This window comes from Phenylobacterium soli, assembly GCF_003254475.1.
In the GTDB taxonomy this organism is placed as follows: domain Bacteria; phylum Pseudomonadota; class Alphaproteobacteria; order Caulobacterales; family Caulobacteraceae; genus Phenylobacterium; species Phenylobacterium soli.
The window spans coordinates 2,916,809-2,943,606 of record NZ_QFYQ01000001.1 but is presented as its reverse complement, the minus strand read 5'-3'; the positions used below and the strand labels follow the sequence as shown (position 1 = coordinate 2,943,606).

The following is a 26,798-nucleotide window of genomic DNA, read 5'->3' as shown; positions in this document are numbered from 1 at the left end:
GCGGCCAACCGAGCCGTTCATTTTCGTTCATCAGGAATTCAGCGGCGCGGCGCAGGGCAGGACACCATGAGACCCCACAAACGCCGTCAAAGGCCCGCCCCGCCGCCGCCCGGCCCTCCGGTCGACCTGGTCATCGAGGCCATGGGCGGCGAGGGCGACGGCGTCGCCGCGGGCCCGCGGTTCGTGCCGTTCACCCTGCCGAGCGAGCGCGTCCGCGCCGAGGGCGGCGGCGAGCGGCTGTCGCTCGTCGAGGTGCTCGCGCCGAGCGCCGAGCGCGTCGAGCCGCCGTGCCCGCATTTCCTCGCCTGCGGCGGCTGCGCCCTTCAGCATTGGGCGCACGAGCCCTACCTCGCCTGGAAGGTCGAGCGCCTGGCGGGCACCCTGGCGCGCCAGCACATCGAGGCCGAGATCCTGCCGGCCTTCGCGGCGGCGCCTGCGACCCGTCGCCGGTTGGCCCTGCACGCCCGCAAGGGGTCAGCAGAGGCCGCCCGGCTCGGCTACAAGGCCCGCAAGTCCTGGGACCTGGTGGATATTGCCGTCTGCCCGATCGCCGACCCGAAGCTGCAGGCGGCGATCCCGGCGATGAAGCGCCTAGCCGCGCCGCTCTTCGAGCACCCGAAATCGGCCCCAACGCTGCACGTCACCCTGACCGACACCGGGATCGACATCGACATCTCCGGGGTCGAGCGGAAGTCCGGCGGCCTTTCGGCCGACGCCCGGATGCAGCTCGCCGAGCGCGCCGCGGAGGCGGACTTCGCACGGGTCACCCTCGACGGCGAGGTGGCCTACATGGCACGCCAGCCGACGGTCCGCCTGGGCGCCGCCACCGTCGCCCTGCCGGCCGGCGCCTTTCTCCAGGCGACGCGCGAGGCGGAGGCGGCGATGGCCGGCTTCGTGGCCGAGGCCGCCGCGGGCGCGGACCGCATCGCCGACCTCTACTGCGGCGTCGGCACCTTCACCTTCCGCCTTGCCGAGATCGCGCCGGTGCTGGCGGCGGACTTCGCCGGCGAGGCGGTGAGGGCGCTCACCGCCGCCCTGGCCAGCGCGCCCGGGCTGAAGGGCGTCACCGCCGAAGCGCGTGACCTCGTTCGCCGGCCTGTCCTGGCCGAGGAGCTGAAGCGCGTGGACGTGGCGGTGTTCGATCCGCCCCGCGCCGGCGCGGCCGAACAGACGGCCGAGCTCGCGCGTTCTGGTGTGGCCCGGGTGATCGGCGTCTCCTGCAATCCGGCGACCTTCGCCCGCGACTCCCGCACCCTCATCGACGCGGGCTTCCGGCTCGAGCGCGTCCTGCCGGTCGATCAGTTCCTGTGGTCGCCGCACGTCGAACTCGTAGGGGTGTTCCAGCGCTGATCATCCGAACAGCGCCAGCTGATCGCCGGCTTTGGGCGGTGGGCGGAACTGGGTGAGGTCGAGGGGCGCTAGGGGGCGGTCGAGGCCGTAGCGCTTCCTGGCGGTCGCGAAGCGGCGCGACATCAGGGCCGCGATCGGCCCCTCGCCCTTCATCCGCTTGCCCCACTGGCTGTCGTAGTCCTTGCCGCCGCGGATCTGGCGCACGAGGGACATGACCCGCGCGGCGCGGTCGGGGTGGTCGCTGGCGAGCCACTCTTGGAAGAGGTCCTTGATCTCCAGCGGCAGGCGCAGGGCCACATACCCGGCGCCGACCGCGCCGGCTTCGGCCGACCGCTCCAGGACGGCTTCCATCTCATGGTCGTTGAGGCCGGGGATACAGGGGGCGAACATGACCACCACCGGCACGCCGGCTTCGGAGAGGCGCTTCACCGCTTCGAGCCGGCGCTCGGGCGTGGCGGCGCGGGGCTCCATCGAGCGGGCGAGCGTGCGGTCGAGGGTGGTGATGGAGATCGCCACGCGGACCTGGTTCTTCTCAGCGCTGGATGCCAACACATCGAGGTCGCGCAGGATCAGGGCCGACTTGGTGATGATCGAGAACGGGTGGTTGAAGCGCTCCAGGACCTCAAGCACCTGGCGGGTGACGCGCAGGGCCCGTTCCTGCGGCTGGTAGGGATCGGTGTTGCCACCGATATGAATGAATTCAGGCGTGTAGCGCGGATTTCTCAGCTCGTTCTCGAGCAGCCGGCCGGCCTCGGGCTTGAAGAACAGCTTGCTCTCGAAATCGAGCCCCGGCGACAGGCCCATGTAGGCGTGGGCGGGGCGGGCGTAGCAGTAGATGCAACCGTGCTCGCAACCCCTGTACGGGTTGATGGAGCGGTTGAAGCCGACGTCGGGACTGTCATTGCGGGTGATGATCACCTTCGCCTTCTCCGGCGAGACGGTGGTCCTGATGGTGTCGACGACCTCGTCGTCCAGGGTCCAGCCGTCGTCGAAGGCCTCGCGGGCCTCCGCCTCGTAGCGGCCGCTGCGGTTGGAGCGGGCGCCGCGCCCGCGGATCTGCTGGGTGAAGGTCGTCACGGAGGCAAGCCTATCCGCGCGACGAGAACGAAACAAGAACCAAGTTGACGGGCCCCGCGTGGCGCGGGCAGGTCGAGCCATGCTTTCGGTGATTGTCGAGGCGCAGAACGAGGGGGAGCGTCTGCCAGGGGTTCTGGCGGTGCTGACCTCGGCTGCGGTGGAGGGCCTCGTCAGGGAGGCGACGATCGCGGGAGGCGGCCCGGAGGAGCTGCTTCAGGTGCTGCGCGAGGAGACCGGCGCGGAGCTGGCCCAGGACCTCGCCGAGGCCATCGGAGCTGCGAGATCCGACCTGCTGCTGATCATGGGGGCCGATTTCCGGCCGCGCCTGGGATGGATCGAAGCCCTGGCCCTGCACCTGCGCGAGGGCGGTCGCGAGGCCATCGTGACGGGGGAGGGCGGCGGCTTCCTGCGGCGGGCCCCGGGCGCGGTGCTGATCGGCCGGGCGAAGGCCGCCGGCCTAGTTCATCCCGACCTGCATCGCCTGCGCCGCGCCCTGAGCGGTGGCGCGCGCCGGATCGGCTAGGTCGAGGCGGGCGTCCACCTGGCGGGCGCCCCCGGCCAGGGCGTCGAGGCTCGCCGTCCCCTGGCCGAACAGCTGGCGATAGGTCCAGTAGCCGGCCATCACCTTCTGGACGTAGGCGCGGGTCTCGAAGGCCGGGATGCTCTCGATCAGGAGGAGGTCGTCGGCGTCGGGGCCGAGCGCCTGGGCCGTCTTGTTCACCAGGCCCGGCCCGCCGTTGTAGGCCGCCACGGCGCGGAGGATGTCTGGGCCGACGCCGCGCTCCATCAGCCAGGTGAGATAGTCCTGACCGACCCGCAGGTTCATGGCCGGGTCGAACATCGGGCTCATGTCGGCCTTCAGCTTGTCGTCGCCGGCGGCGCGCGCGGCGGCGTCGGGCATCAGCTGCATCAGGCCGATCGCGCCCTTCGGCGAGACCGCCTGCGGGTTGAAGCCGCTCTCCTGGCGGACGATGGCGTAGACCAGGGCGCGATCGATGGTGAAGCCGGAACGCGGCTGCAGGTCCGGGGTCGGGTAGTCGGCGCGGGCCGCGATCCGGGGCGCGACGCCCGGCGCCGGCGCGTCGGTGGAGATGCCGAGGGTCTGGGCGAGCTTGCCCCAGCGGGCGCGCTCCTCCTCGGTGCGGGCGAGCGCCAGGCCGGCGCGCAGCTCCTGGCCGCATTCCTGCAGCCGGCCGATCTGGGCCAGGGCGGCGGCGCGGTGGGCCCGGCTGTCGGCCGCCACGAAGTCGATCACCTCGGCTGGCGGACGGCTGTAGGCGGCGCGGATCAGGCCATCGATGGAGGGCGCGTCCGGCGTCTTGCCGGCGATCAGCTTCAGCCGGCGCTCGGCGATCATGCCGTAGAAGGTGTCCGGCGCCTGGGCGGCGGCGCGCAGGAAGATCTTGGCCTTGTCGTTCTCGCCGAGGATCTCGGACGAGCGGGCGGCCCAGTAGCCGCCGGCCGAGCGGGTCCAGGCGTCGCGCGCGCCGTCGCGCGCCACCTCGGCGAAGTAGGCCTGGGCCTCGCGGAACTGGCTGAGGCGATAGGCGGCCATGCCGGCGATGAACCGCTCGCCGGCCGCCGGCGCCAACTCCAGGGCGCGCTGCAGATCGCCGGCGAAGAAGGCGTCGCGGGCCTTCTGCGCGCGATCCGAGGCGGCGGCGAGTTCGGCGTGGCCGGGGTCGTCACCCAGCAGCAGGGCCGGCTGCGGCGGATCGGCGGCGTCGGCCGGCTTGCGCTTGGCCGCCAGGGCGAAGATGCGGTCGGCCACCGGCAGGTCGCGGAAGCGCGCCAGCCAGTCCGACAGCTCGTCGAAGGCGGCCTTGTGCGCCGTGGGATGCATCAGCTGGCGGAAGGAGAGGTAGCCGAGGAGCGATTTGTCCTTGATGTCCGCGGCCTTCATCTGGGCGTCGATGAAGTCGCCGCGCTCCACGTCCTGGAAGGCCGCCACATAGCGGTCGGCGTCATCGGTGGAGAGCGCGTGCGGGGTCTCCGCCGCCGCGGCGGTCGAAATGGCGGCGGCGCAGGCGAGCACGGCGGCCCCGACCTGCAGGCGCTTCGTCAGCGTCATGCCGTCTCCGCGACGCCCCCCGAAGCGAGACGGTCCGCGGTCCTCTTTGAAGTCCCCGACCAAGGGCTAACCGGGCCTCAGGGGACGATCAAGCCTTTCGGTGAGGGTCAGAAGGTCCGCCCACGCGCGCTTCTTCGCCGCAGGCTGGCGCAGCAGGAAGGCCGGATGCAGCGTCGGCATGGCCGGCAGCTCGAGCCCGCCGTCGGCCGAGCGCCACTCGAACCAGCGCCCGCGCAGCGACAGGATGCCTTCTTCGCGCTTGAGCATGGACTTGGCCGAGGCGCCGCCCACCAGCAGCAGGGCCTTCGGCTTCACTAGGGCCACGGCGCGCTCGACGAAGGGGGCGCAGATCGCCTGCTCCTGGGGCGAGGGCGTGCGGTTGCCCGGAGGTCGCCAGAAGACGGTATTGGTGATCATCACCCGATCGCTGAGGCCGGCGGCGGCGAGCATCCGGTCGAGCAGTTGGCCGGCGCGGCCGACGAAGGGCAGGCCCTGGGCGTCTTCCTCAGCCCCGGGGCCTTCGCCGACCACCATCACCGGCGCATCCTCGGCGCCGCGGTAGAAGACCGACTGGCGCGCGGCGCCTTCGAACTTGATCGGGCAGCCGTCGAAGGCGGCGATGGCGGCCTTGAGGGCCTCCAGGCTGTCGGCCTCGGCGGCGCGGGCCTGGGCCTCGGCGATGGCGGCGGAGATGTCGGGCTGACCCGCCCGGGCCGCGGCCGGCGCCGGCGCCGCGGCGACCTTGCGGGCCGGCGGCTGGGGCGGAACGATGCGCCCGGCCTCGATGCGATCGACCGGCGCGTCGAGCAGCACGGCGTCGACACCGGCGTCCGCCCAGAAGGCGAGCAGGCTTTCGGCGATCAGGCGGTCGGTCGGTTCGGCGACGGGCACAGGGCGATCCTAGCCGCTCCGCCGCCGCGGGAGAAGGAATCTGCTACCTCAGGCGCCATGACATACACACTCTTCTACGCACCGGGGACGGCGAGCCTATGCGTCCACTGGATGCTGATCGAGCTGGGCGTGGATTTCCGGGCCGAGGCGGTGGACCTGGAGGGCGGCGCCCAGAAGAGCGCCGACTACCTGCGCCTCAATCCCCAGGGGCGCGTCCCGACCCTGGCGATCGACGGGGAGGCCTATGGCGAGTCGGCGGCGCTCCTCATGCTGCTGAGCGAGCGCCATCCGGAGCACGGCTTCGCGCCCGCGCCCGGGTCAACGGACCGCGCGCGCTGGCTGGAGCTGATGGTCTACCTCGCCAACAACCTCTCGCCGCCATTCCGCGACTGGTTCTACGCCGGCAAGGACGGCGCGCCCGAGGGCGCGGCCCACGTCCAGGCGCTGGCGAAGGCCAAGGTCGAGGCGGTCTGGACGCGCCTGGACGAGCTGCTGACCGACGGCCGGCCCTACCTTCTCGGCGAAAAGGTCACCACCGCCGACTTCCTCGCCACCATGCTGATGCGCTGGTCGCGCAACATGGAGCGGCCGGCGACGAGCTGGCCGCGGCTGGCGGGCTACGTGCAGCGCATGCGCGCGCGGCCCGCCTTCCTCGAGCTCTGCCGGCGCGAGGGGCTGACGGAGTGGCTGAACCCCTAGCGGGTCGGGATCGGCAGGACGGGCATGATCTCCACGCCCTCGCCGGGGAAGATCGTGAAGTGCGGATGGCCCTCGAACATCCTGGCCGCGGCCTCGTGCGAATCCGCCTCGACGATCACGAAGGCGGCGAGGTTGTTGCTGATGTCGGAGGTCCCGGACTTGGAGACCTTCTTGGTCTTGCCGAGCGGGCCGCCGGTTTCGGCCACCTGAGCCGCGTGGCGCTCCATCCAGCCGCCCCAGGCCTCCATGCCCTTGGCGACGGTGGCGTCGTCCATCGGTCCGGCCGCCGCAGCGGCCTCCGGCGAGCCCGTGAAGACGGCGAGGAATTTGGCCATGGTTGTCTCCTGTAGTGAGGACGCGCGTGCCGCGTCCGCATCCTAGGACGTCCGGCGCCTGGGCGCTCCGACAATAGCGCGGCGCGGCGGACCGCTTTTTCGAAACGTGACGGAACTGCCCCCTCCGGACCCCGGTTGGGCGCGCGAACCCAGACCCTGAGGGACATCCGTCATGTCAGATTCCATTCGACCGCTCGCCGTGGTCACCGGCGCTTCGTCGGGCATCGGCTACGAACTCGCCAAGCTCTGCGTCGAGAACGGCCACGACCTGGTGATCGCCGCCGACCGGCCGGAAATCGTCGAAGCCGCCCAGGCCTTCCGCCAGATGGGGGCGAACGTCGACCACCTGCAGGTCGACCTTGCCGAGCGCGAGGGCGTGGATCGCCTCGTCGAGCTGATCGGCGGACGGCCGGTCGACGTTCTCCTGGCCAATGCCGGCCATGGCCTCGGCCACGCCTTCCTGGACGAGGCGGTGAGCGACTGGATGCACGTGCTGAACACCAACGTCACCGGCACGCTCTACCTCGTGCATCAGGTGGTCGGACGCATGCGCGAGCGCGACAAGGGGCGTGTGCTGTTCACGGGCTCCATCGCCGGCCTGATGCCGGGGAGCTTCCAGGCCGTCTACAATGGCACCAAGGCGTTCATCGACAGCTTCTCCTTCGCCCTGCGCAACGAGCTGAAGGACACCGGGATCACGGTCACCTGCCTGATGCCCGGGGCCACCGACACCGACTTCTTCGAGCGCGCGGGCCTCTCCGACACCAAGGTCGGGACCGGCAAGAAGGACGATCCGGCCATGGTCGCCAAGGTTGGGTTCGAGGCGATGATGAAGGGCGAGGGCGACGTGGTCGCCGGCATGAAGAACAAGATGCAGGCCGCCATGGCCGCGGTGACGCCCCAGAGCCAGCTCGCCGAGATGCACCGCAAGATGGCCGAGCCCGGCTCCGGCCAGTCCTGAACGGACGACCGGAACATCGGCCGCCCCCGGCGGCTTCTCATGGTCTCACCCGAAGGAGGCGTCGCATGACCCTTGCCGACACCGGCCAGGCCCGGCCGAACGGGCGCTCGCCCGACGGCCTATCCAAAGACTTCCCCAACGTGCTGGCGAAGGTGAAGGAGAAGATCTCCTATTCGCCGGCCAAGCGCGTCCAGCAGATGTCCCGCTCGCCGCGCCTGGCGATCGGGCCGTCCGGCAAGAAGATGCATCTGTCCACCGACCGGGTCCGGGCCCGGCCCGCCGTCAGCCCGACGCTCTCCATGAACATCGGCATGACCGCCATCGGCCTCGGTGTCTGGGGGCTCATGTTCCCCAAGAGCGTGGCGCGGACCCTCGGGGTCGACGCCCCGGCGCCGGTGATCCAGGCGATCTTCGGCCTGCGCGAGATGTGGACCGGCCTGACCCTGGCCGGCGATCCGACCAAGTCCGGCATGCTCTGGACGCGGGTGGCGGGCGACGCCTTCGATATCGCCGTCCTCAAGGCGCTCGACAATCCGCGGAACGCCCAGCGCGGCGCGGCCAAGGCCGCCCTGGGCTTCGTGCTGGCGGTGACCGCGCTCGACGTGATCACGGCCATCCGGATGACCAATGTGAAGCGGAACTGCGTGTCGGAGGCGAGGCGATGAAGGCGATCTGCTGGCAGGGCAAGAAGGACATCCGCTGCGAGGAGGTGCCCGATCCGAGGATCGAGGATCCGAAGGACGCGATCATCCGCGTCACTTCGACCTGCATCTGCGGCTCGGACCTGCACCTGATGAACGGCTTCGTGCCGACCATGATGCTGGGCGATGTCATGGGCCACGAGCCCATGGGTGAGGTGGTCGAGGTCGGATCCGAGGCCAGGGACAAGGGCCTCAATGTCGGCGACCGGGTGGTGGTGCCGTTCCAGATGGTCTGCGGCGAGTGCGAGCAGTGCCGCAAGCACAACTTCTCGCTCTGCCAGCGAACCAACCGGAACGCGGACCTCGCCAAGGCCTTCTTCGGCGACACCGTGGCCGGCCTGTTCGGCTACTCCCACATCACAGGCGGCTACGCAGGCGGCCAGGCCGAGTACCTGCGCGTGCCCTACGCGGCGACGACGGTGATCAAGATCCCCAAGGCGGGCGAGGACGAACGCTACCTCTTCCTCTCCGACATCCTGCCGACCGGCTGGCAGGCCGCCGACCAGGCCGACATCCAGCCCGAGGACACCGTGGCGATCTGGGGCTGCGGACCGGTGGCGCAGTTCGCCATCCTGGCCGCCCTCAAGCTCGGCGCGAAGCGGGTGATCGCCATCGACGACGTGCCGGAGCGGCTGGCCATGGCCCGCGCCCAGGGCGCCGAGGCGCTGGACCGGACCGGGATCAACGTCATCCAGACCCTGAAGGACATGACCGACGGCCATGGTCCGGAGAAGGTCATCGACGCCGTCGGCATCGAGGCCCACGGCCCGACCAAGGTGCTGGAGCTCATCGACAAGGTGCAGACCGCGCTGAAGCTCGAGACCGAGCGGCCGATCGCGCTCCGCGAGGCGATCATGGCCTGCAAGGCCGGCGGCACGGTCTCGATCCCCGGCGTCTACGGCGGCCTCTCCAACGCGATCCCCATGGGCGCCCTGATGAACAAGGGCCTGACGGTCCGCACCGGCCAGACGCACGTGAAGAAGTACGCCGACGACCTCTTGCGGCGCATCGACGAGGGCGACATCGATCCCACCTTCGTGGTCACCCACACCGTGCCGCTCGGCCGGGCGCCGGAGATGTACCAGACCTTCCGGGACAAGCAGGACGGCTGCGTGAAGGTGGTGCTCAAGCCCTGAGCAGTTGACCGACCAGGTGAGGGCCGGTTTCCCGGCGATCGGCGGCCCCGCTGCACGGCGGGGCTTGTCCGAACGGCCAAGCCAGCCGAGAAGGCGGGTATGGCCGGCGGCGAGAGCACAGGCGAAAAGGCCCCGGCGAGCGGTCGGGGACGGCGCAGGAAGGGCGAGGGACCCGACCTGCGCGGCGTCATCCTGGACGCTGCCGAGGAGCTGTTCTCGCGTCACGGCTTCTATGGCGTCACCGTTCGTCAGGTGGCGGCCGAGGCGGGCGTCGACACCGCCCTGATCCACTATTACTTCGGCGCCAAGCGCGAGCTGTTCGACGCGGTGTTTGCCCGGCGCGCCGAGATCCTGAACCAGGCGCGGCTCGACGCCATGGCCGCCTATCGGGCCGCCCATCCGCAGGACATGACCGTCGAAGGCGTGATCGAGGCGTTCATCGGCCCGCTGATCGACTTCTCCATGACCGGCGACCCGGGCTGGCGGAACTACTTCCGGCTCGTCGCCCTGGTGAACAACACCCCGGCCTGGGGCGGGGAGACCATGCACCGGTTCTTCGACCCGGTGGTGAGCCGCCTGATCGATACCCTGAAGGCAGCCCGGCCGGACGCCGAGATCCGCGACCTCTACTGGTGCTACCAGTTCCTCACCGGCTCGATGATGCTGGCGCTGTCGGAGACCGGCCGCATCGATCAGCTGTCGGACGGCCTCTGCCGGTCGAACGACATGGAGGCGGTGCGCGCGCGCCTGTTCGCCTATTGCGCGGCGGGGCTGGAAGAGATCATCGCGCGTCGCCCGGCCCATTGAAGCCCGCCCGGCGCTCCGCAGCTCGACTGTGACGTAAATTCATCAGTTGATTAAAAACACGGCATTCCGTCGCGGCAGGTGCTGGCGCGCGGCGCGCGATGCACGGCATCTACGCGCCTAATTCGCCATTCGGTGAAAAAACTGACCGGGTCGTCGTCCGCGCCATGGGGGACCGGACGGGAGACCCAGGGGAGGAGCTTGATGAAAGCCATGTTGAAGACGGCGCTCCTGGCGGGCGCCGCCTGCGCCGCCATTCCGGCCATCGCCAGTGCGCAAACGGCCTCGCAAGGCCAGGGCGTCAGCGCGGTCGAAGAGCTGGTGGTCACCGCCCGCCGGCGGGAAGAATCCCTGAAGGACGTGCCGGTCGCGGTCACCGCCGTCACTTCGGAGCGCCTCGAACAGCAGGGCGCGCGCGATATCACCACCCTGCAGCAGTTCACGCCGAACCTGACTCTGCAGGTGGCGCGCGGCTCGAACTCGACCCTGATCTCCTTCATCCGCGGCGTCGGCCAGCAGGATCCGCTGTGGGGCTTCGAGCCCGGCGTCGGCCTCTATGTCGACGACGTCTACGTCGCCCGCCCGCAGGCCGCGGTGCTGGACGTCTATGACATCGAGCGCATCGAAGTGCTGCGCGGCCCGCAGGGCACGCTCTACGGCCGCAACACGATCGGCGGCGCGGTGAAGTACGTCACCGCCAAGATCGGCGACCAGACCGAGGTGAAGGTCAAGGGGACCTACGGCTCGTACAACGAGTTCGACGCCGTCGCGTCGGTGAAGGGCAAGCTCACCGACACCCTGCGCATGGGCCTGACCTACGGCCACTTCGGCCACGACGGTTACGGCAAGAACCTCAACACCGGCGCGGAGCACTACAACAAGGACGTGGACGCCATGCGCGCCACGCTCGAGTGGAGCCCGACCGAGAAGCTGTTCTTCCGCCTGGCCGGGGACATGGTGCAGGACGACTCCGCGCCGCGTCACGGCCACCGCGAAGTGCCGGCGCTCAACATCCTGAGCCAGCCGATCGCCGGCGGCGCGCCGCCCTCCAATGTCTACGACACCTACGCCGGGGCGGGCGACAAGAACCACGTGGAGTCCAAGGGCCTGTCGCTGACCGGCGAATGGGACCTCTCCGACACCCTGAAGCTGAAGTCGATCACCGCCTACCGGAACGGCAAGACCAAGACGATCATCGACTTCGACGAACTGCCGCAGCCGCTGCTCGACATCCCCGGCTACTACGCCGACCACCAGTTCACCCAGGAACTGCAGCTGCTCTACACGGGCGAGAAGCTGCAGGGCGTGGCGGGCGTCTACTACCTGAACGCCACGGCGGCGGGCGCTTTCGACACCGTCGTCGGCCAGCTCAACCTGACCATCGCCACGGCCGGCTATGTGGACACCGAGAGCTACTCGGCCTTCGCCGACTTCAGCTACGACGTGACCGACGCCCTGAAGGTCTCGTTCGGCGGCCGCTACACCAAGGACGACAAGGAAGGCCACGTCTATCGCCAGAACTTCACGGGCATCCGTAGCCCGCTGTTCGGCAACGCGGCCGCCGTGCCGGGCCTGGTGCGCTCGAACTTCACGAACAGCCGCTCGTTCTCGAAGTTCACCCCGCGGGTCAGCGTCAGCTACAAGTTCGATCCGGACCTGACGGGCTATGTCTCCTACAGCCAGGGCTTCAAGTCCGGCGGCTTCGACATGCGGGCCGACGAGATCCTGACCCCGAGCTCCAAGAACGGCTATGCGCCGGAGACGGTGGAGAGCTACGAGGGCGGCCTGAAGGGCTACTTCTTCGACCGCCGCCTGTCGCTCAACTCGGCCCTGTTCTACGCCAAGTACAAGGACCAGCAGGTGACGGTGCAGACCCCGGTCGGCGCTTCGATCGCCAGCCAGGTGTTGAACATCGGCAAGTCGCACATGTACGGCGTCGAGCTGGAAGGCACGGCCTCGCTGACCTCGAACCTGACCGCCGGCGCCACGCTCGGCTACATCAAAGCCGAGTTCGACGAGTACAAGGCCTACAACCCGGCGACCAAGCTGGTGGAGGACTTCGCCAACAGCCGCGTCTTCCAGAACACCCCGGAATGGACCGGCTCGGCCTATTTCACCTACGGCGTGGACCTGGCCGACGGGCGGCTCGCCTTCACGCCGTCGGTTTCCTACCGCGACAAGTTCTCGATGTTCGAAACGCCCTCGATCCTCGACCAGAAGGCCTACTGGCTGGTCGATGCGAGCCTGGTGTGGACCGCCCCGGGCGATCGCTACCGGGTCAGCCTGAAGGGGACCAACCTCACCGACGAGCGCTACCGTGTCGGCGGCTACAACTTCCCGCAGAGCGCGGCCGTCTTCTACGGCAACTCGGTCAGCGCCTTCTACGGCCCACCGCGCACCGTGCTCGTGTCGGTGGAAGCCAAGTTCTAAGCGACGAACTTCCTCCCCGTTCGCTTCTGGCCGCGCCCCTCGGGGCGCGGCTCTTTTTTTGTCAGGAGTAACGGGCTTCGACGCCGGCCGGGGCCGCCGCGCCCTTCACCTCGGCGAGGGCCCAGGCAAGGTCGGCGAGATAGGCGTCCGCCACCTGCAGGTGGAAGGGCGAGAGCATCAGGTGCAGGCTCCTGGGCTCGGTGGTCAGGCTGGTGAACCAGCCCCGCTCGCGCATCTTGGCCCAGAGGCCGAGGGCGTCGGCGTCCGGATGGCGGAAGGCCATCAGGCCGAGCTGCGGACGACCCAACACCTGGAAGCCGAGCGCCTCCGCGCCGGCCTGGATCTTCTCGCGCGCGGCGACCACCTGGGCCTGCTTTTCGCGATAGCCGGCGACCCCCAGCACGTTCATCACCGCCCAGGCCGCGGAGATCGCGCCGCCTGGACGAGTGCCGGCGAGGGTTGGGGTGACCATCCGCCCGCCCGGCCAGTCCTGGAAGTCGAACACCATGAACTGCTGCAGGGCCTGCGCGCGGAAGAAGACGGTCGAGGCCCCCTTGGCGGCGTAGCCGTACTTGTGCAGGTCGGCCGAGATGGAGCGCACGCCCGCCAGCGCGAAGTCGAAGGGCGCGATGTCGGCCCCGTTCATGCGCACGAACGGCGCGAGGTAGCCGCCGACGCAGGCGTCTACGTGCAGCCACAGATCGCGCGTCAGGGCGAGCTCCGAGAGTTCGCCGATCGGGTCGATCAGGCCGTAGGGGAAGTTCGGCGCCGAGCCGACGATCATCACCGTGGCCGCATCGGCCGCCGCGCCCATCGCCGCGGCGTCGGCGAGGTAGTCCCTGAGCGCGATCCGCCGGACCTCGATCTCCATCAAAGCCGCGGCCTTGTCGAACGCGGGGTGGGCGGACCGCGGGATGACGATGTTGAGGGGCCCCGAGACGCACTTTCCCTTCCGCGCATAGTCGCGCGCGGCCTTCATGGCCATGGTGATGGAATCGGTGCCGCCGGAGGTGATGACGCCGCTCGCGCCCTCGGGGGCGTGCAGCAGCTCGAGGCCGAAGCCGACGACTTCCTCTTCCATGCGCTTGAGGCTCGGGAAGGCGGCCGGGCCCAGTCCGTTCTCCGACTGGAAGAGGGCGTAGGCCTCCCTCTGCACCCGCTCGATCTCGGGCCCGGCGTTGAACACGTAGACGGCCGTCTTCCCCTCGCGCCAGCGTACGTCGCCGCTCGCGTACTCGGCCATCCGGGGCTTCAGGGCGTCCCAGGCGACGCCGGTCTCGGGCAGGGGGCGAGGCATCGATGAACTCCTGACGACGGCCGCGTCGGACTCGCGTGTCGGATGAAACAGCCAAGCTTGCACGTTGGTGTTTCGAGGGGCGGCCACGCAAGGCCTGTCCCCTATCATCAGGGAGAGGGCATTTGTCCAAGCATTCCAGCCACGCCGACGACGGCGACGAGACCCAGACCTCGACGACCGGCGGAAACGACACCATCACCGCGACGCACGTCGAGGACGATCATTCGACGAGCGGCGCCGACAGCGTCAGCGGGCCTGAAAGCGAGGACCATGCCGCTCAGACCCTCACCGGGACGGCCGGCGACGACGTGCTCAAGGGGGAGGACGGGGCGGACAGCATCTCCGCCCTGGACGGCAACGACGTGCTGCGCGGCGACGGCGGGGCGGACACCCTGGACGGCGGCGCGGGCGACGACACGCTGGCCGGCGGGGAGGGGGCCAATGTGCTCACCGGCGGCGATGGCGCCGACCTCTTCGTGATCAAGGGCGAGGGGCATCTGGGCAAGACCGCCGACCGGCTCGACCAGATCACCGACTTCACCAGCGGTGAGGACAAGCTCGTCTTCGGTCACAAGCTGCACGTCACCGACGCCAATTTCGAGACGGCCACAGCCAGCGACTACGCCTCGGCGGTCGCCCTGGCGCGGCACGACATCGGCGCGGGTGGCGTGGATGTGGTCGCCGTGGAGGTTGGCAACGACGTCATCGTCTTCGCCGACACCCACGCGAACAACCATGTCGACGCCGGCGTGGTGCTGGTGGGCAAGACCCTCACGGATCTCGCGCCCGGGGACTTCGGCTAGACCTTAGCTACATTGGCTCTCCCGGGCGGCGCAGGCCGCCCGGGCAGGGCGATCAGACTTCGGCGCTGTCCAGCCCGTCGAGGCCTTCGGGCTCTCCGGTTCCCTCGACGACGCCGAAATCCTTTGAGCGCGTACGGCCGTCGAGCGTCAGCGCGCCTTCGGCGGCGAGGCCCCGGCGCAGCAATTCGCGCACGGCCGCCGCCCGGCTCGGCATTCGCCGGGCGAACCGCCAGTCGTCGAGCGCAGTCAGCTCCTCCTCGGTCAGCATGATCTGCAGCCGTTCTCCTCGGCTGACGTCAGACATCGACGGCCTCCAGACGAATTGATCCCACTCCTGGCCCCCTGCGCGGGCTCATGGCAAGGCTGCAACGCGTGAGCCGCCATTGGAGTTTCTTACTCATTTTGCGCCGATGCAGCCGCCTGCTGGTCAAGCCGAAGACGATAAGAATTAGTCCGACGCTCATCGTGTATAGAATGGCGAAGCGCCTAATCAGTATGCCGGGATAAAATAATAAAATGTCTTGAGTCTCGTCAGGAAAGAGAGCTGACTGTCTCAGGGCTTGGCGAAGTCTAGCCGATTTTTTGAGCTTCGGCGCTTTCCTTAGGGCCGAATTCGCCCCCGGGGCGTCCTCTCATTGAGGAGTGACGACATGAACGGCTACGAGGTGTTCGTCCACGACGACCGCTATTCGGTTCCGACGCTGCACCTGATTTCGGCGGCGAACCTCGGTGACGCCCGCCGCGCGGCGGACGCGCTTCTTCGCGCCAGTTCGCATCACCTCGGCGTCGAACTGTGGGGCGGCGGCGAGCAAATCTTGGCGATCGGCGTTTGCGCGGAGCGCCGGGCGGGCCCAGAGCTGCGGCTGGCCGAGTGATCTTCCGCGTCCCAACGCTTTCACAACAGAGCTTTTCCCCACGTCACTCGCGCGCCCGCGGTGGGGTAAGTGCTTGACCGCCCCTGTGTGACATCACGATAAGACCCCCGACGAACGTGCAGGCATGGCTCGCCTGCGCCACGAGGGAGCATTGGGGCGAACATGAGCGAAGACGTCGAACGCGAGAGCATGGAGTACGACGTCGTCATCGTCGGCGCCGGCCCGTCGGGCCTGTCCGCCGCGATCCGGCTCAAGCAACTCGCCGCCGAGGCCGGCGCCGACGTTTCGGTGGCGGTGCTCGAGAAGGGCGCCGAGGTCGGCGCGCACATTCTCTCCGGCGCGGTGATCGACCCGATCGGCATCTCCGAGCTGTATCCGAACTGGAAGGAACTCGGCGCGCCGCTTGAGACCGCGGTCACCGAAGACAAGTGGATGCTGCTCGGGCCGCAGGGCAGCCTCGAGCTGCCGACCTTCGCCATGCCGGGCTATCTGCACAACCACGGCAACTACATCGCCTCGCTCGGCAACGTCTGCCGCTGGCTCGGCCAGCAGGCGGAGGGCCTGGGCGTCGAGATCTATCCGGGCATGGCGGCCTCGCAGCCGGTGTTCGAGGGCGACAAGCTGGTCGGCGTCGTCGCTGGCGAGTTCGGCCGCGACAAGGACGGCAATCCGGGCCCGAACTACGAGCCCGGCATCGTGCTGAAGGGCAAGTACGTCTTCATCGGCGAGGGCGTGCGCGGCTCCATCGCCAAGGTGCTGAAGGACAAGTACGGCCTCGGCGAAGGCCGCGAGCCGGAGAAGTTCGGCATCGGCATCAAGGAGCTGTGGCAGGTGCCGGACGAGGTGTTCGTGCCCGGCCTCGTGCAGCACACCACCGGCTGGCCCCTCGATGAGCACACCGGCGGCGGCAGCTTCCTCTACCACTTCGGCGAGAACTACGTGGCCATCGGCTTCGTGGTGCACCTAAACTATAAGAACCCCTGGCTCTCGCCCTTCGACGAGTTCCAGCGCTTCAAGCACCACCCCGACATCGCCAAGTACCTCACGGGCGGCAAGCGGATCGCCTATGGCGCGCGCGCCATCGCCGAGGGCGGCCTGCAGTCGGTGCCGAAACTCTACTTCCCGGGCGGCGTCCTGCTGGGCGACAGCGCCGGCATGCTCAACGTTCCGCGGATCAAGGGCAGCCACATCGCCATCAAGAGCGGCATGCTGGCCGCCGAGGCGGCCTTCCAGGCGATCACCGCCGGCCGCGCCGGCGACGAGCTGGTCGAGTACGACACCGCCTGGAACCACTCCTGGATCCGCAAGGAGCTGAGCAAGGTCCGCAACGGCAAGCCGCTGCTCTCCAAGTACGGCACGAGCATCGGCGGCTTCCTCGCCATGGTCGACATGCACACGACCAACATCTTCAACGGCTTCTCGTTCTTCGGGACCATGAAGCACGGCAAGACTGATGCGGCGTCCACGGGCCTGGCCAAGGACTACAAGCCGATCGTCTATCCGAAGCCGGACGGGGTGCTGTCGTTCGACAAGCTGTCGTCGGTGTTCCTGTCGAGCACGAACCACGACGAGAACCAGCCCGCGCACCTCAAGCTGAAGGATCCGACGATCCCGGTCAGCGTGAACCTGCCCAAGTACGGAGAGCCCGCGCGCCTCTACTGCCCGGCCGGCGTCTACGAGGTTCTCTACGACGACAATGGCCAGAACCCGCGGTTCCAGATCAACTTCCAGAACTGCGTCCACTGCAAGACCTGCGACATCAAGGACCCGTCGCAGAACATCACCTGGACCACGCCGCAGGGCGGCGACGGGCCGAATTATCCGAATATGTGATCCTTGAGAGAGGTCGTCCTTGCGGCGGCCTCTTTTCACATCGAAGCTCGGCCCATGCGTCGCCGTCTCCTCCTCACCGCCGCCACATCCGTCGTCCTGATCGGGGGCTGCGCCAGCGCGCGTCCCGAGCCGGCAGCCGCCGCCGATCCGGCGATCGCCTCGCCCTATGGCCGCTTCCTGGCCGGCGAGGCGGCGCTCAACGAGGGACGCAGCGCCGAGGCCGCCCGCTTTTTCGACCAGGCGCGCAGCGCCGGGGAGGGCGAGGCCCTGGTCGCCGAGAAGGCGTTCACGGCGGCGCTGCTTGCCGGCGACATCGATCGCGCCGCGGCCCTGGCGCCGACCGGCGATAGCGCCTCCGAATCGGCCAAGCGGCTCGGCAAGCTGACGGTGGCGGTGAAAGCCCTGGCGGATGGCCGCGGGCTGGATGCGTACAACATGCTGTCCGGCGACGGGATCGCCTTCCCGCACCGCTCCGCCGCCGCGCTGCTCGCGCCATGGGCGGCCGCCCAGGCCGGCGACCTGGACGGCTCGCTGGTTCGACCGCAGGTGAGGGGCGACCGCGTCGTCGAATACTTCGGCCAGCTCGGCCAGGCGCAGCTCTACGAGCGCGCCCGCCGCTACGACGAGGCCGAGACGGACTATAAGGCGGTGCTGAGCGGCGCGGCCCGCAGCGAGACCGCCGTCATCGCCTATGGCGAGTTCCTGGAGCGCAGGGGCCGCCGCGCCGACGCCGTCGCGCTGTACGACAGCATCCTCGGCCAGGATCCGACCAGCGTGGCCCTGAAGGCCGCCCGCGAGCGCGCCGCCGCCGGCCGCCCGGCGCCGGCTCAGCCGACCCTGCGGGAGGGTGCGGCCCAAGCGCTGTTGGCCCCCGCCGCGGTGATGACCACGGCCAAGCAGTCGCAGTTCGCCCTGGCCTATCTGCGGCTGGCGCTCAAGCTCGACCCAGCGCGCGACGAGGCCTGGATGATGGTCGGCGACCTGATGTCCTCCGCCGGCGACCAGGCCGCCGCGCGACAGGCCTATTCCAAGCCCCGGCCGGGTTCGGTGCAGTACCCCTCGGCCCAGGCCAAGCTCGCCTGGACCTATCAGAACGCCGGCGACAAGCAGACCGCGCTGAAGCTCGCCCGCACGGCGGCGGCCTCGGGATCCGTGGAAGGACGCCTGACCCTCGCCGACCTGCTCCGCGCCGACGAGCAGTATGCCGAATCCGCCGAGGTCCTGAGCGGCCTGATCAAGGAGGCGAAGACGCCGGACTGGCGGCTGCTCTACGCCCGCGGCGTGGCCTATGAGCGGATCGGCCGTTGGCCGGAAGGCGAGAAGGACCTCAAGGCTGCGCTGCAAGCCGCGCCTGAGGAGCCGGAGCTGCTCAACTACCTCGGCTATTCCTGGATCGACCGCGGCGAGCATCTCAAGGAAGCCATGGACATGGTCGAGAAGGCGGTCGCCGCCAATCCGCGCTCGGGGGCCATGGTCGACAGCCTGGGCTGGGCCTACTACCGGCTCGGCGATTACAAGAAGGCCGTCGACAAGCTCGAGGAGGCCGTCGAGCTCGAGGCCGGCGATCCGGAGATCAACAACCACCTGGGCGACGCCTACTGGAAGGTGGGGCGCAAGGACGAGGCGCTGTTCCAATGGAAGCGCGTCCTGACTCTGCAGCCCGATTCCAAGATCAAGGGCGATGCGGAGGCGAAGATCGCCTCGGCGGCCGGTCCCGACGGCCCCGCCCGCAAGATCGCCGGGGAATAGCCATGCCCAAGGCGGCGTTCGCGCCGGCGAAGGTGAACCTGTTCCTGCACGTGGGCCCGCCCGCGGCGGACGGCTATCACCCGATCTGCAGCCTCATGGTCTTCGCCGACATCGGCGACGTGGTCATGGCCTATCAGGCCGAGGCGCTCGAGGTGACGGTGCTTGGTCCCTTCGCGTCGGCCCTGGAGGGGGAGGGGAACAATCTCGTCCTGCGGGCGGCGCGCGGACTGATCGCCGAGGCGCGGCGGCCGGTAGCCCCGTTCGGCATCTCCCTCGACAAGCGCCTGCCGGTGGCCGCGGGGCTCGGCGGCGGTTCGTCCGACGCCGGCGCAACGCTGCGGTTGCTGCGCGAGCTCGGACTGAAGGCGCCGGAGGATCGGCTGGAGATGGTGGCCGAGAGCCTGGGCGCCGATGGCGCGGCCTGCCTCTGGGGGCGTCCGGTCCTGGCCGAGGGGCGCGGAGAGCGCCTGACGCCGGCGCCGGCCCTGCCGACGCTGGAAGCCGTGCTGGTCAATCCAAGGGTCCCGGTACAGACCGGCGAGGTCTACAAGGCCTATGACGCGAGCGGCGCGTTCGGCGACGTGACGCCGCCGCCCGCACCCGATCGCTTCGAGGACGTGGTGGAGTTGGCCGCCTGGCTGTCCATGCAGCGCAACGACCTGGAGCCGGCCGCCATCCGGGTGGCGCCGGCCGTCGGTGACGTCCTCGAGACCCTGAGGGGCGAGCCGGAGACCCTGCTGGCCCGCGTCTCGGGATCGGGCGGCACCTGCTTCGCCCTCTGCCGCAGCGACCTGGAGGCCGAGACCCTGGCCCAGCGCATCGAGGCCATGGCGCCGGACTGGTGGGTCCGACGCTGCCGCCTCGGCGGTCCCTGGCCGGACCCGGAATAGCTCCGATGCGAAAACGGGGGCCCCGAAGGACCCCCGTTCCGTACGCTTGGGGAGGAAACTAACTCTATTCGTGCAGGGCTTCGCCGTGCAGGGCGAGGTCGAGGCCCTCGACTTCGCCTTCCTCGGAGACCCTGAGGCCGATGGTGAACTTGCAGATGTAGAGGATCACCAGGGTGGCCACGGCGGTCCAGCCGATGGTCACGGCGACGCCGATCACCTGCTTCATCAGCGAGGCGTCCTTGCCCAGGGCGTTGATGGCCGGGTCGGCCAGCACGCCGGTCAGCAGGGCGCCGGTGATGCCGGCGATGCCGTGAACCCCGAAGGCGTCCAGGCTGTCGTCGTACTTGAAGATGCGCTTCAGCCAGACCGCGCCGGCGTAGGCCGCGGCCCCGCCGAGCACGCCGACAATGAGCGCCCCGGCGCCGTTCACGAAGCCCGAGGCCGGGGTGATGGCGACGAGGCCGGCGACGGCGCCCGAGGCGAGACCCAGCATCGAGGGCTTCTTGCGCTCGACCCACTCGATGACCATCCAGGCCAGGCCGGCGGCGCCGGTGGCCACCTGGGTGTTCAGCATCGCCGCGCCGGCCAGGGCGCCCGAGCTCACGGCCGAGCCGGCGTTGAAGCCGAACCAGCCCACCCACAGCAGCGAAGCGCCGATCATCGTGAAGACGAGGTTGTGCGGCGCCATGTTCTCGCTGCCGAGGCCCTTGCGCTTGCCGAGGACGAGCGCGCAGACGAGGCCCGCGACACCGGCGTTGATGTGCACCACCGTACCGCCGGCGAAGTCGAGGACGCCGAGGCCGCCGAGGAAGCCGCCGCCCCACACCCAGTGCGCCACGGGCACGTAGACGACCAGCGACCACAGGGCGGTGAAGAGCAGCAGCGCCGAGAACTTCATGCGCTCCGCGAACGCCCCGGCGATCAGGGCGGGGGTGATGATCGCGAACGTCATCTGGAACATCATGAAGACGGATTCCGGGATGGTCGCGGCCAGGCTGTTGGCCTGATCCACCGCCACGCCCTTCATCAGGGCCTCTCCGAAGCCGCCGATGTACTTGTTGAGCCCGGCGTCCGGGTTGCTCGTGAAGGCGGCCGAGTAGCCGACCACCATCCAGAGCACCGTGATCAGGCAGGTGATGGCGAAGGACTGGGCCACCGTCGCGATCACGTTCTTCTTGCGCACCATGCCGCCGTAGAACAGCGCCAGGCCCGGGATGGTCATCATCAGCACCAGGGCGGTGGAGGTGAGCATCCAGGCGGTGTCGCCGCTGTCGAGCTTGGGCTTGGCGGGCTCGGCGGCAGGCGCCGCAGCCGGAGCGGCCGCAGGCGCGGCCTCAGTGGTCGCGGCCGGCGCGGCGGCGGCGGCAGCAGGGGCCGCCTCGGTGGTGTTGGTTTGCGCCAGCGCCGGAGCGGCCAATGCGCCCCCCGCCAGCGAGGCGGCCAGCGCGAACGCGGCCAACCGCTTGAACTTGAAGAAAGTCATTGGATTTCCCTTGTCCCGATGTCCGCGTCAGAGCGCCGCCGAACCGGTCTCGCCGGTCCGGATGCGCACGGCTTCCTCGACGTTCAGGACGAAGATCTTCCCGTCCCCGATCTTGCCCGTGGCGGCCGCGGCCTTGATGGCCTCCACCGCCTTGGCCACGGCCGAATCCTCGACCACCGCCTCGAGCTGCACCTTCGGCAGGAAGTTCACCTGGTACTCAGCCCCTCGGTAGATCTCCGTCTGGCCACGTTGGCGGCCATAGCCTTTCACTTCCGAGACCGTCAGACCTTCCACGCCGGCGCCGACGAGCGCTTCGCGCACGTCGTCCAGCTTGAATGGCTTCACGATCGCCATGATGAGTTTCATCCGCTCGCTCCCGCGCGACCCCTCGTGAAGACGGGCCCCACCTCGTGTTGACCTAAGGCCGCCGTTTAGGTCCCCCTCTCGACGACACCTCGACGCTATCGGCGCGCGGGGCGGAGAGGGCGGGCGCCGAGGGGCTGATCGCGATTAAGGCGGATTGCGCCCAATTCCTGAGCGCTGCGCGGCGCGGGCGCCCGCATTTCGGGCGCCACGGCCCGTCGAGAGGGCTTGATTCACGAACCCGTGAGGCCTGAAACTCGCCGTATTGCGAGGCGTAATGGGCCCAACCGCCGACCTCGCGGACGGCGGGCCTGACGGCTTGCGCCACCTATTTCTCGAGGAGTCGAATGACCTATCGCCTGCTGACCGCCGCGGCCTGCGCCGCCCTCGTCGCCGGAGCCGCCGGCGCCGCCTGGGCCCAGCCCGCCGCTCCGGCCCCCGCGGCCGCCCAGCCTGCAGCTCCGGCCGCAGCCGCTGCGCCTGCCGCGGCCCCTGCCTACACGCCGATCACCCCGGCCGGCGATATCGTCCAGACCCTGGCCGCTTCCGGCCAGTTCAAGACCTTCATCAAGGGCCTCGACGCCACCAACCTTACCGCCGTGCTCAAGCAGCAGCCGCACCTGACGGTGCTGGCGCCCACCGACGCGGCTTTCGCGGCCTATGGCGACACCGCCAAGCTCCTCGCCGACCTGCCGGCGCTGCAGAAACTGCTGCTGCACCACGTGATCAACGCCGAGGTCGACACGGCCAAGCTCAAGGGAGCCCACGGCCCGGTGGCCACCGGCGCCGGCGACAAGGTGGTGCTCGACGGGGTCGGCGCGACCTTCAAGGCCGACCAGGCCAACATCCTGCAGGCCGACGTGAAGGCCTCCAACGGCCTCATCGATGTGGTCGACCAGGTGCTGAAGGCGGGCTCGGTCCCTGAGACCATCGCCGACGCGGCCCCGCCGGCCGAGGAGAAGCCGGCCGCCGAACCGGCCAAGCCCGCGGCGAAGAAGGCGCCCGCCAAGGGAACCAAGCGGGGCCACTAATAGCTTGAGAGGTTAAAGGCGGGGCGGGGCTTTTGGTCAGATCGCGACAGGAGTCCTTTGGAGATGAATCTGAAACACCTCGCCCTCGCCAGCGCCGCCACGCTCGTCATGGCCGGCGCGGCCTACGCCCAGCAATCCTCGACCAGCTCGTCGACCGCGACCGGGGCCACGCCGCCGGTTGCGGGTTCGACGGATCCGTCCGCCAACACCCCGGGCGCCTATCCGAGCACCGGCGGCTCTACGACCACGACGGACACCACTACGACGGGCACGACGACGAGCACGACCACTGGCTCGGCTTCGACCGACGTGACCAGCTCGACCGCCGCCACGGCCCCGTCGGCGACGGCCTCCGGCTCTAACGCCAGCGTCACCACGACCATGGTCACCAACGGCCCGGTGCCGGACACGCCCGAGAACCGGCGCAAGTACGGCGGGCCGATGTCGCATGCCGGCAAGCGCACGGCGGCGCGCGGCAACTGATCTAACCAGCCGGTTCGGCTTGAAGCGAAGGTCGGCGGGCCCTATAGGTCCGCCGACTTTTTTCGCGCCTGCGAAGGCCCCGCCACCCGATGCCTGACAAGCCGCTTTCGTTTCAGGGCCTGATCCTGAAGCTGCACGACTATTGGAGCCGTCAGGGCTGCGTCATCCTGCAGCCCCACGACGTCGAGGTGGGGGCCGGCACCCTGCACCCGGCGACGGTGCTGCGCGCCCTGGGCCCGAAGCCCTGGCGGGCGGCCTATGTGCAGCCCTCGCGCCGCCCGGCGGACGGCCGCTATGGCGAGAATCCCAATCGGCTGCAGCACTATTACCAGTACCAGGTGATCCTGAAGCCGAACCCGCCGGATCTGCAGGACCTCTACCTGGGCAGCCTGGAGGCGATCGGCCTCGACACCCGCCTGCACGACATCCGCTTCGTCGAGGACGACTGGGAGAATCCCACCGTCGGGGCCTGGGGTCTCGGCTGGGAGGTCTGGTGCGACGGCATGGAAGTCACCCAGTACACCTACTTCCAGCAGGTCGGCGGCCTCGACGTGAGCCCGGTGGCCGGCGAGCTGACCTATGGCCTGGAGCGCCTGGCCATGTACCTGCAGGGCGTCAACCACTTCACCGAACTGGCCTTCAACGATCCCGACGGCCCGGCGCCGATGACCTATGGCGAGGTGTTCCTGGAAAACGAGCGGCAGCAGTCGGAGGCGAACTTCCACCTCTATGACGTCGCCACCCTGAAGCGGCAGTTCGAGGACATGGAGCGGGTGGTGCCGGAGCTGCTGAAGGGTCGCGGGCCGCAGGGCCAGATCACCGTGCTGCCGGCTTACGACCACGTGCTGAAGGCGAGCCACCTGTTCAACCTGATGGACGCCCGCGGCGCGATCGCCGTCGCCGAACGGCAGAGCTACATCGGCCGCATCCGCGACCTGACCAAGATGTGCGCCGAAGCCTGGGTGGCCAACGAAGGGGGCAATGCATGATGCGCGCCGCCGTCCCCGGCATCGTCGCTCTGATGATCGTCACCGCCGTGGCGACGCCGGCCTGCTCGCGGTCGGACGCGGACATCGTGCAGTGGACCGGGCCCGACGACGCCGAGATGCTGGCCGCCGAGAGCCAAGCCAAGCAGACGCTGCCGGTGTTCTGGCGCCGTGTGAAGTCCGGAGATCCGCAGATCGACCTGGCCTTGTTGAAGATCGGCTTTCCCGCGCCCCGGGAGGGGACCGAGTACCTTTGGCTCGCCGTCGGCCCCGATAGTGACGCCGACCATCGCGGCGAGGTGCTGAACGAGCCGGAAGCCGCCGAGGGCGTTCGCGCCGGACAGATCGTCACTTTCGATCCGGCGCGGATCGGTGACTGGTCATATCGCAAGGCCGGCAAGTACTACGGCCAGTACACCACGCGCGTGATGATCAAGCGGACCGATCCGCAGACCGCGCGCGAGGAAGCCGCGGACCTGTCGCCGATGCCGCTGGAACCCGAGTCCAACTGATGCCGCAGCTGCTCGTCGAACTGTTCTCGGAAGAGATCCCCGCGCGCATGCAGGCCCAGGCCGCGCGCGACCTGGAGCGCATGGTCCGTGACCGGCTGGCCGCCGAAGGCTTCCTGCCCGAGGCGATCAAGACCTTCGCCGGACCCCGTCGCCTGACCCTGGTGGCCGAAGGGCTGCCCGCCGCCCAGGCCGACCGGCACGAGGAGCGCAAGGGTCCCCGGGTCGGCGCGCCCGACCAGGCGATCGAAGGCTTTCTGCGCTCCACGGGCCTGAACCGCGAGCAGCTCACCGAGAAGGACGGCGTCTACTTCGCCCACCTTCACAAGCCCGGCCGCCCGACCCCGGAGATCGTCGCCGAGATGATCGAGGCGATCGTCCGCGGCTTCCCCTGGCCGAAGTCGATGACCTGGGGCACGGGGACGCTGCGCTGGGTGCGGCCGGTGCACCGCATCCTCTGCGTCTTCGATGGCGAGGTCGTGCCGTTCTCGATCGACGGCATCGCCAGCGGCGACCTCACCGAGGGCCACCGCTTCATGGGCGCGCGCCAGTCGTTCAATGCGCGCGACTTCGACGCCTACCAGGATGGCCTTGCGAGGCACTTCGTCGTGCTCGACCCGGAGGAGCGCAAGGAGCGGATCATGGACGCCGCCCGCACGCTCTGCTTCGCGCGCAACTTCGAGCTCGTGGAAGACGAGGGGCTGCTGGACGAGGTGGCGGGGCTCGCCGAATGGCCGACGCCGATCCTCGGCGACATGGACCCGGCCTTCCTCGACCTGCCGCCGGAGGTGATCCGCACCTCCATGCGCGTGCACCAGCGCTACTTCGCCGTGCGCGATCCGAAGACCGGCTTCCTGGTCCCGCACTTCGTCACTGTCGCGAACATCGAGGCCGAGGACGGCGGGAAGGCGATCGCGTCCGGCAACGCGCGGGTGCTGTCCGCGCGCCTGAACGACGCCCGGTTCTTCTGGGAAGAGGACAAGAAGGTCCGCCTGGCCGACCGGCTCGAGAAGCTGAAGGGCGTGACCTTCCACGCCAAGCTCGGCTCGATGGCGGACCGCGTGGCGCGCATCGAGAAGCTCGCCGCAGAGCTCGCGCCGTTCGTCCGCGACGACGGCCAGACCGCGGCCAAGGCGGTCGAGGCGGCGCGTCTCTGCAAGGCCGACCTGGTCTCCGGCATGGTCGGGGAATTCCCCGAGCTGCAGGGCGTCATGGGCGGCTATTACGCCGAGCACGAGGGCCTCGATCCGGAGGTCTCGGACGCGATCCGCGACCACTACAAGCCCCAGGGGCCGTCCGACGACGTGCCCGTGCAGGCCGTGGCCGCCACGGTGGCCCTGGCGGACAAGCTGGACACCTTGATCAGCTTCTTCGGCATCGACGAGAAGCCGACCGGCAGCCGTGATCCCTATGCGCTGCGCCGGGCGGCCCTGGGGGTGATCCGCATCCTCCTGCAGTCGCGCACGCGCCTGCCGCTCAGGACGTTCGTCTCGGCGGACCTGCTCGCCTTCTTCGCCGACCGCCTCAAGGTGCTGCTGCGCGAGCAGGGACAGCGGCATGACCTGGTGGACGCGGTCTTCGCCCTCGGCGACGACGACATCGTGCGCATCGTCTCCCGCGTGAACGCCCTGGACGAGTTCCTCAAGACCGAGGACGGGGCCAACCTCTTGGCCGGCTACAAGCGTGCGGTGAACATCCTCAAGGCCGAGGAGAAGAAGGGCCCGCTACCGTCGGGCGAGCCGGTCGACATGGCCGGCGCGCCGCCCGAGGAGGCCGGGCTGATCAACGCCATCGGCCACATGGAGATCGAGAGCGGCAAGGCGCTGGCGAAGGAAGACTTCGCCGCGGCCATGCGCGAGCTCGCGGCGCTGCGGGCGCCCGTCGACGCGTTTTTCGACAAGGTGCTAGTGAACTCGGACGTCGCTGCGGAACGCGAAAACCGCCTGCGGCTTCTGGCCAAGGTCCGTGACGCCATGGGGCGGGTGGCGGACTTCGGACAAGTGACAGGTTAAGCCCGGAAATTGCGGCCGGGCCAAACGAG

At 69.4% G+C, this 26,798-nt stretch carries 26 protein-coding genes; 18 read left to right on the top strand and 8 right to left on the bottom strand.

Going from position 1 to position 26,798, the window contains the following annotated elements; genetic code table 11:
* The first annotated feature begins 66 nt into the window (after window positions 1-66).
* Complete coding sequence (locus DJ017_RS14640) at window positions 67-1,350, top strand: class I SAM-dependent RNA methyltransferase (protein WP_111529407.1); 1,284 nt, start codon at window positions 67-69, stop codon at window positions 1,348-1,350.
* Here the strand turns inward: DJ017_RS14640 and DJ017_RS14635 are convergent, their stop codons facing one another.
* Window positions 1,351-2,427, bottom strand: coding sequence for a PA0069 family radical SAM protein (locus tag DJ017_RS14635; RefSeq protein ID WP_227000154.1), 1,077 nt, complete (start codon window positions 2,425-2,427; stop codon window positions 1,351-1,353).
* A gap of 79 nt (window positions 2,428-2,506) precedes the next feature.
* Between DJ017_RS14635 and DJ017_RS14630 the strand changes: the two genes are divergently transcribed.
* Complete coding sequence (locus DJ017_RS14630) at window positions 2,507-2,950, top strand: glycosyltransferase family protein (RefSeq protein WP_111529405.1); 444 nt, start codon at window positions 2,507-2,509, stop codon at window positions 2,948-2,950.
* On the opposite strand, the gene DJ017_RS20960 is transcribed toward DJ017_RS14630, so the two are convergent.
* Window positions 2,885-4,498, bottom strand: coding sequence for a lytic transglycosylase domain-containing protein (locus DJ017_RS20960; protein ID WP_111529404.1), 1,614 nt, complete (start codon window positions 4,496-4,498; stop codon window positions 2,885-2,887). The two genes, DJ017_RS14630 and DJ017_RS20960, sit on opposite strands and share 66 nt — an antisense overlap.
* A 66-nt stretch (window positions 4,499-4,564) precedes the next feature.
* On the bottom strand, window positions 4,565-5,389 hold the full coding sequence (locus tag DJ017_RS14620) for a uracil-DNA glycosylase (RefSeq protein ID WP_111529403.1): 825 nt from the start codon (window positions 5,387-5,389) through the stop codon (window positions 4,565-4,567).
* Window positions 5,390-5,446: 57 nt separating this feature from the next.
* On the opposite strand from DJ017_RS14620, the gene DJ017_RS14615 reads away from it, so the two are divergent.
* Window positions 5,447-6,088, top strand: a complete 642-nt coding sequence (locus tag DJ017_RS14615; RefSeq protein ID WP_111529402.1) for a glutathione S-transferase family protein — start codon at window positions 5,447-5,449, stop codon at window positions 6,086-6,088.
* Here the strand turns inward: DJ017_RS14615 and DJ017_RS14610 are convergent.
* Entirely contained in the window at window positions 6,085-6,423 is a 339-nt protein-coding gene (locus tag DJ017_RS14610) for a YciI family protein (RefSeq protein ID WP_111529401.1), read from the bottom strand. The two genes, DJ017_RS14615 and DJ017_RS14610, sit on opposite strands and share 4 nt — an antisense overlap.
* Window positions 6,424-6,595: 172 nt before the next feature.
* Here DJ017_RS14610 and DJ017_RS14605 point away from each other — a divergent pair, with 172 nt between their 5' ends.
* From DJ017_RS14605 to DJ017_RS14585, 5 genes are all read left to right on the top strand, one after another.
* Entirely contained in the window at window positions 6,596-7,384 is a 789-nt protein-coding gene (locus tag DJ017_RS14605; RefSeq protein WP_111529400.1) for an SDR family NAD(P)-dependent oxidoreductase, read from the top strand.
* Window positions 7,385-7,449: 65 nt separating this feature from the next.
* Window positions 7,450-8,049, top strand: coding sequence for a hypothetical protein (locus DJ017_RS14600; RefSeq protein WP_111529399.1), 600 nt, complete (start codon window positions 7,450-7,452; stop codon window positions 8,047-8,049).
* Entirely contained in the window at window positions 8,046-9,221 is a 1,176-nt protein-coding gene (locus DJ017_RS14595) for a zinc-dependent alcohol dehydrogenase (RefSeq protein ID WP_111529398.1), read from the top strand. The genes DJ017_RS14600 and DJ017_RS14595 overlap by 4 nt, the downstream gene beginning before the upstream one ends.
* A gap of 99 nt (window positions 9,222-9,320) precedes the next feature.
* Window positions 9,321-10,028, top strand: a complete 708-nt coding sequence (locus DJ017_RS14590; RefSeq protein WP_111529397.1) for a TetR/AcrR family transcriptional regulator — start codon at window positions 9,321-9,323, stop codon at window positions 10,026-10,028.
* A 201-nt stretch (window positions 10,029-10,229) separates the two neighbouring features.
* Complete coding sequence (locus DJ017_RS14585; RefSeq protein WP_111529396.1) at window positions 10,230-12,455, top strand: TonB-dependent receptor; 2,226 nt, start codon at window positions 10,230-10,232, stop codon at window positions 12,453-12,455.
* A 61-nt stretch (window positions 12,456-12,516) separates the two neighbouring features.
* Here the strand turns inward: DJ017_RS14585 and DJ017_RS14580 are convergent, their stop codons facing one another.
* On the bottom strand, window positions 12,517-13,752 hold the full coding sequence (locus DJ017_RS14580) for a pyridoxal phosphate-dependent decarboxylase family protein (RefSeq protein ID WP_111529395.1): 1,236 nt from the start codon (window positions 13,750-13,752) through the stop codon (window positions 12,517-12,519).
* A gap of 122 nt (window positions 13,753-13,874) precedes the next feature.
* Here DJ017_RS14580 and DJ017_RS14575 point away from each other — a divergent pair, with 122 nt between their 5' ends.
* A complete protein-coding gene (locus tag DJ017_RS14575) occupies window positions 13,875-14,555 on the top strand; it encodes a calcium-binding protein (protein ID WP_165830638.1) in 681 nt (226 codons plus the stop codon).
* Between the two features lie 52 nt (window positions 14,556-14,607).
* On the opposite strand, the gene DJ017_RS14570 is transcribed toward DJ017_RS14575, so the two are convergent.
* The gene (locus tag DJ017_RS14570) at window positions 14,608-14,859 is read right to left on the bottom strand and encodes a hypothetical protein (RefSeq protein ID WP_111529393.1); all 252 of its coding nucleotides are present in this window, start codon (window positions 14,857-14,859) and stop codon (window positions 14,608-14,610) included.
* Between the two features lie 346 nt (window positions 14,860-15,205).
* Between DJ017_RS14570 and DJ017_RS14565 the strand changes: the two genes are divergently transcribed.
* The 4 genes from DJ017_RS14565 (at window position 15,206) to DJ017_RS14550 (ending at window position 19,902) form a co-directional block, all read left to right on the top strand.
* Window positions 15,206-15,430, top strand: coding sequence for a hypothetical protein (locus DJ017_RS14565; protein WP_111529392.1), 225 nt, complete (start codon window positions 15,206-15,208; stop codon window positions 15,428-15,430).
* A 162-nt stretch (window positions 15,431-15,592) separates the two neighbouring features.
* Window positions 15,593-17,263, top strand: a complete 1,671-nt coding sequence (locus DJ017_RS14560; protein WP_111529391.1) for an electron transfer flavoprotein-ubiquinone oxidoreductase — start codon at window positions 15,593-15,595, stop codon at window positions 17,261-17,263.
* Between the two features lie 54 nt (window positions 17,264-17,317).
* Window positions 17,318-19,012: a tetratricopeptide repeat protein gene (locus DJ017_RS14555; protein WP_111529390.1), complete on the top strand. Its 1,695-nt coding sequence runs from the start codon at window positions 17,318-17,320 to the stop codon at window positions 19,010-19,012.
* Window positions 19,013-19,014: 2 nt separating this feature from the next.
* Window positions 19,015-19,902 (top strand): 4-(cytidine 5'-diphospho)-2-C-methyl-D-erythritol kinase, encoded by an 888-nt coding sequence (locus tag DJ017_RS14550; RefSeq protein ID WP_111529389.1) that lies wholly within the window; start codon window positions 19,015-19,017, stop codon window positions 19,900-19,902.
* Between the two features lie 64 nt (window positions 19,903-19,966).
* Here DJ017_RS14550 and DJ017_RS14545 read toward each other — a convergent pair whose 3' ends face one another.
* Together DJ017_RS14545 and DJ017_RS14540 are read right to left on the bottom strand one after the other, a co-directional pair.
* Entirely contained in the window at window positions 19,967-21,385 is a 1,419-nt protein-coding gene (locus tag DJ017_RS14545; protein WP_111529388.1) for an ammonium transporter, read from the bottom strand.
* 27 nt (window positions 21,386-21,412) lie between these two features.
* A complete protein-coding gene (locus tag DJ017_RS14540; protein WP_111529387.1) occupies window positions 21,413-21,751 on the bottom strand; it encodes a P-II family nitrogen regulator in 339 nt (112 codons plus the stop codon).
* Window positions 21,752-22,095: 344 nt separating this feature from the next.
* On the opposite strand from DJ017_RS14540, the gene DJ017_RS20665 reads away from it, so the two are divergent.
* The 5 genes from DJ017_RS20665 (at window position 22,096) to glyS (ending at window position 26,769) form a co-directional block, all read left to right on the top strand.
* Window positions 22,096-22,779, top strand: a complete 684-nt coding sequence (locus DJ017_RS20665; RefSeq protein WP_133255460.1) for a fasciclin domain-containing protein — start codon at window positions 22,096-22,098, stop codon at window positions 22,777-22,779.
* 63 nt (window positions 22,780-22,842) lie between these two features.
* Window positions 22,843-23,262, top strand: coding sequence for a hypothetical protein (locus DJ017_RS20660; RefSeq protein ID WP_111529385.1), 420 nt, complete (start codon window positions 22,843-22,845; stop codon window positions 23,260-23,262).
* Window positions 23,263-23,351: 89 nt separating this feature from the next.
* Complete coding sequence (locus DJ017_RS14525; protein ID WP_111529384.1) at window positions 23,352-24,251, top strand: glycine--tRNA ligase subunit alpha; 900 nt, start codon at window positions 23,352-23,354, stop codon at window positions 24,249-24,251.
* Window positions 24,248-24,760, top strand: a complete 513-nt coding sequence (locus DJ017_RS14520) for a DUF2314 domain-containing protein (RefSeq protein WP_111529383.1) — start codon at window positions 24,248-24,250, stop codon at window positions 24,758-24,760. The genes DJ017_RS14525 and DJ017_RS14520 overlap by 4 nt, the downstream gene beginning before the upstream one ends.
* On the top strand, window positions 24,760-26,769 hold the full coding sequence (gene glyS / locus DJ017_RS14515) for a glycine--tRNA ligase subunit beta (protein WP_111529382.1): 2,010 nt from the start codon (window positions 24,760-24,762) through the stop codon (window positions 26,767-26,769). The genes DJ017_RS14520 and glyS overlap by 1 nt, the downstream gene beginning before the upstream one ends.
* The last annotated feature ends 29 nt before the right edge of the window (window positions 26,770-26,798 follow it).

What these genes read in the sequence shown, in the direction of transcription:
- DJ017_RS14615 (WP_111529402.1), top strand. Translation starts at nt 5,447, where the DNA reads ATGACATACACACTCTTCTACGCACCGGGGACGGCGAGCCTATGCGTC.
- DJ017_RS14560 (WP_111529391.1), top strand. Translation starts at nt 15,593, where the DNA reads ATGAGCGAAGACGTCGAACGCGAGAGCATGGAGTACGACGTCGTCATC.
- DJ017_RS14605 (WP_111529400.1), top strand. Translation starts at nt 6,596, where the DNA reads ATGTCAGATTCCATTCGACCGCTCGCCGTGGTCACCGGCGCTTCGTCG.
- glyS (WP_111529382.1), top strand. Translation starts at nt 24,760, where the DNA reads ATGCCGCAGCTGCTCGTCGAACTGTTCTCGGAAGAGATCCCCGCGCGC.
- DJ017_RS14610 (WP_111529401.1), bottom strand. Translation starts at nt 6,423, where the DNA reads ATGGCCAAATTCCTCGCCGTCTTCACGGGCTCGCCGGAGGCCGCTGCG.
- DJ017_RS14590 (WP_111529397.1), top strand. Translation starts at nt 9,321, where the DNA reads ATGGCCGGCGGCGAGAGCACAGGCGAAAAGGCCCCGGCGAGCGGTCGG.
- DJ017_RS14595 (WP_111529398.1), top strand. Translation starts at nt 8,046, where the DNA reads ATGAAGGCGATCTGCTGGCAGGGCAAGAAGGACATCCGCTGCGAGGAG.
- DJ017_RS14520 (WP_111529383.1), top strand. Translation starts at nt 24,248, where the DNA reads ATGATGCGCGCCGCCGTCCCCGGCATCGTCGCTCTGATGATCGTCACC.
- DJ017_RS14580 (WP_111529395.1), bottom strand. Translation starts at nt 13,752, where the DNA reads ATGCCTCGCCCCCTGCCCGAGACCGGCGTCGCCTGGGACGCCCTGAAG.
- DJ017_RS14570 (WP_111529393.1), bottom strand. Translation starts at nt 14,859, where the DNA reads ATGTCTGACGTCAGCCGAGGAGAACGGCTGCAGATCATGCTGACCGAG.
- DJ017_RS14565 (WP_111529392.1), top strand. Translation starts at nt 15,206, where the DNA reads ATGAACGGCTACGAGGTGTTCGTCCACGACGACCGCTATTCGGTTCCG.
- DJ017_RS14555 (WP_111529390.1), top strand. Translation starts at nt 17,318, where the DNA reads ATGCGTCGCCGTCTCCTCCTCACCGCCGCCACATCCGTCGTCCTGATC.
- DJ017_RS14630 (WP_111529405.1), top strand. Translation starts at nt 2,507, where the DNA reads ATGCTTTCGGTGATTGTCGAGGCGCAGAACGAGGGGGAGCGTCTGCCA.
- DJ017_RS14550 (WP_111529389.1), top strand. Translation starts at nt 19,015, where the DNA reads ATGCCCAAGGCGGCGTTCGCGCCGGCGAAGGTGAACCTGTTCCTGCAC.
- DJ017_RS20660 (WP_111529385.1), top strand. Translation starts at nt 22,843, where the DNA reads ATGAATCTGAAACACCTCGCCCTCGCCAGCGCCGCCACGCTCGTCATG.
- DJ017_RS20665 (WP_133255460.1), top strand. Translation starts at nt 22,096, where the DNA reads ATGACCTATCGCCTGCTGACCGCCGCGGCCTGCGCCGCCCTCGTCGCC.
- DJ017_RS14525 (WP_111529384.1), top strand. Translation starts at nt 23,352, where the DNA reads ATGCCTGACAAGCCGCTTTCGTTTCAGGGCCTGATCCTGAAGCTGCAC.
- DJ017_RS14600 (WP_111529399.1), top strand. Translation starts at nt 7,450, where the DNA reads ATGACCCTTGCCGACACCGGCCAGGCCCGGCCGAACGGGCGCTCGCCC.
- DJ017_RS14545 (WP_111529388.1), bottom strand. Translation starts at nt 21,385, where the DNA reads ATGACTTTCTTCAAGTTCAAGCGGTTGGCCGCGTTCGCGCTGGCCGCC.
- DJ017_RS14585 (WP_111529396.1), top strand. Translation starts at nt 10,230, where the DNA reads ATGAAAGCCATGTTGAAGACGGCGCTCCTGGCGGGCGCCGCCTGCGCC.
- DJ017_RS20960 (WP_111529404.1), bottom strand. Translation starts at nt 4,498, where the DNA reads ATGACGCTGACGAAGCGCCTGCAGGTCGGGGCCGCCGTGCTCGCCTGC.
- DJ017_RS14540 (WP_111529387.1), bottom strand. Translation starts at nt 21,751, where the DNA reads ATGAAACTCATCATGGCGATCGTGAAGCCATTCAAGCTGGACGACGTG.
- DJ017_RS14640 (WP_111529407.1), top strand. Translation starts at nt 67, where the DNA reads ATGAGACCCCACAAACGCCGTCAAAGGCCCGCCCCGCCGCCGCCCGGC.